Source organism: Frankia sp. AiPs1 (assembly GCF_023716945.1).
Lineage (GTDB): Bacteria > Actinomycetota > Actinomycetes > Frankiales > Frankiaceae > Frankia.
The window spans coordinates 1-1,593 of the sequence record NZ_JAMQQF010000891.1 but is presented as its reverse complement, the minus strand read 5'-3'; the positions used below and the strand labels follow the sequence as shown (position 1 = coordinate 1,593).

The window sequence follows — 1,593 nt, the reverse complement described above, 5'->3', positions numbered from 1 at the left end:
GGGATCTCCCGCCCGCGGCCGCGCTGGCGGCCCGCCTCGGGTTCGCCCGCACCCGGGTGTTGTTCCAGCTTCGTCGGCCGCTGGGCGCGGGCGCCCCGCTGCCGGAGCCACGCCTGCCCGCCGGGGTCACCGTCCGCGCGTTCGTACCCGGTCACGACGACGAGGCGTGGCTGGCCGTCAACGCCGCCGCGTTCGCCGATCATCCCGAGCAGGGCCGCTGGACGGTCGACGACCTCGCCCTGCGGCGGGCCGAGCCGTGGTTCGACCCGCGGGGCTTCTTCGTCGCCGAGCGCGACAGCCGGTTGGTCGGCTTCCACTGGACGAAGGTCCACGAGGTGGACGAGACGCCGCCGCCGGGCACATCACCCGGTCCGATCGGCGAGGTGTACGTCGTCGGGGTACTGCCGGGCGCGGCCGGCGGCGGCCTGGGACGCGCCCTGACCCTGATCGGCCTGCGCCACCTGCAGGCCGAAGGGCTCGCGGCGGTCCTGCTGTACGTGGACGAGGACAACGACCGAGCCGTGCGGATGTACACCGGCCTCGATTTCGCCGTCCACACGCGTGATGTGTCCTACCGCTGGCGCGGGTCGGCCGCCGACTGAGGCCGGTCATGCACCCCGACGGGTCGCCAGACCGGACGCCGCCGCGGTCGCGCCACCATGATCGACCTCGATAACCGAGGTCAAGTTGGTGACGTGCAGCAGCCGGTAGGCGTCCTCGTTGAGATTGCGCAACGCCAGCCGGCCCCCGGCGGAACGCTGCCGCTGGTGGGCGAACAGGATGACGGCCAGGCCCTGGGAGTCCAGAAAGCTCACCTGGGCCAGGTCGACGACGATGTCCCTGACTCCGGCGACGCGCGCGTCCAGCAGCGCCTCGCGCAGCGGGTCCAGGGAGGAGTAGTCGATATCGCCGACCGGGTGCACAACGATGGCCTCTCGGCCGATGACTTCGACGCGAACGCTGGGTTCCATGGCTCCGTTGACGACCGGACGGCATGGGCGCCACGGGCGGCCGGCCGGGCTGCCTCCCGCTACGCGTCGCGCCCCTGGCAAGCGCGACGATGGGCACCTACCCCCACCACACCACTCCCACACCCGCCCGATTCCCACCGGGAGGCGGTTTTTCTCACACCGGTTAGACGTGCCGGGTCGGCGTGCCGGGTTGGCGTGCCAGCCTGACGCGCCGGGTCGACGTGCCAGGTCGACGCGGCCACCACCAGGCCCGGTCCGCGACACAGCACCGGCACCGGCACCGGCACCGATTACAGACACCGACACCGGCACCGGCACCGGCCGGGCCGACTCCGCCGCCCGCGGCCTGCCCCACGGGCGTTCCCTCCCGTCTTCTCCCCGCCGCGCGGGATGGGATGACCAGTCGCCGGATGAGAACGTCGACGCATGAACACCAACCCGCCCCGGACCCCTGGCGGCACCGATCACCCGAACGTCGTCACCTTCCTCAGCCAACTCGACGGCGCCGCCGTCTCCGTGGGGCCGCCTGCCGGCGCCCCGGCCGCGCCGGAGGTGGTGCTGACCGCCCAGCGCCCCCACCGTGACCCGGCCGTCCTGCGGCTGGCGCCGGACGAGGCGGACC

At 73.4% G+C, this 1,593-nt stretch carries 2 protein-coding genes and 1 pseudogene; 2 read left to right on the top strand and 1 reads right to left on the bottom strand.

The features are described from left to right. Window positions 1–602: mycothiol synthase (mshD, locus tag ND748_RS31640; protein WP_251749956.1), on the top strand; the 602-nt coding region annotated here is incomplete at its 5' end. Window positions 603–608: 6 nt separating this feature from the next. Here mshD and ND748_RS31635 read toward each other — a convergent pair. Then, entirely contained in the window at window positions 609–971 is a 363-nt protein-coding gene (locus tag ND748_RS31635) for an STAS domain-containing protein (RefSeq protein ID WP_251749955.1), read from the bottom strand. A 426-nt stretch (window positions 972–1,397) separates the two neighbouring features. Between ND748_RS31635 and ND748_RS31630 the strand changes: the two are divergent. Further along, window positions 1,398–1,593, top strand: a pseudogene (locus tag ND748_RS31630) (hypothetical protein); the annotation flags it as partial.

Coding starts and splice junctions, on each gene's coding strand:
- ND748_RS31635 (WP_251749955.1), bottom strand. CDS start 971: ATGGAACCCAGCGTTCGCGTCGAAGTCATCGGCCGAGAGGCCATCGTT.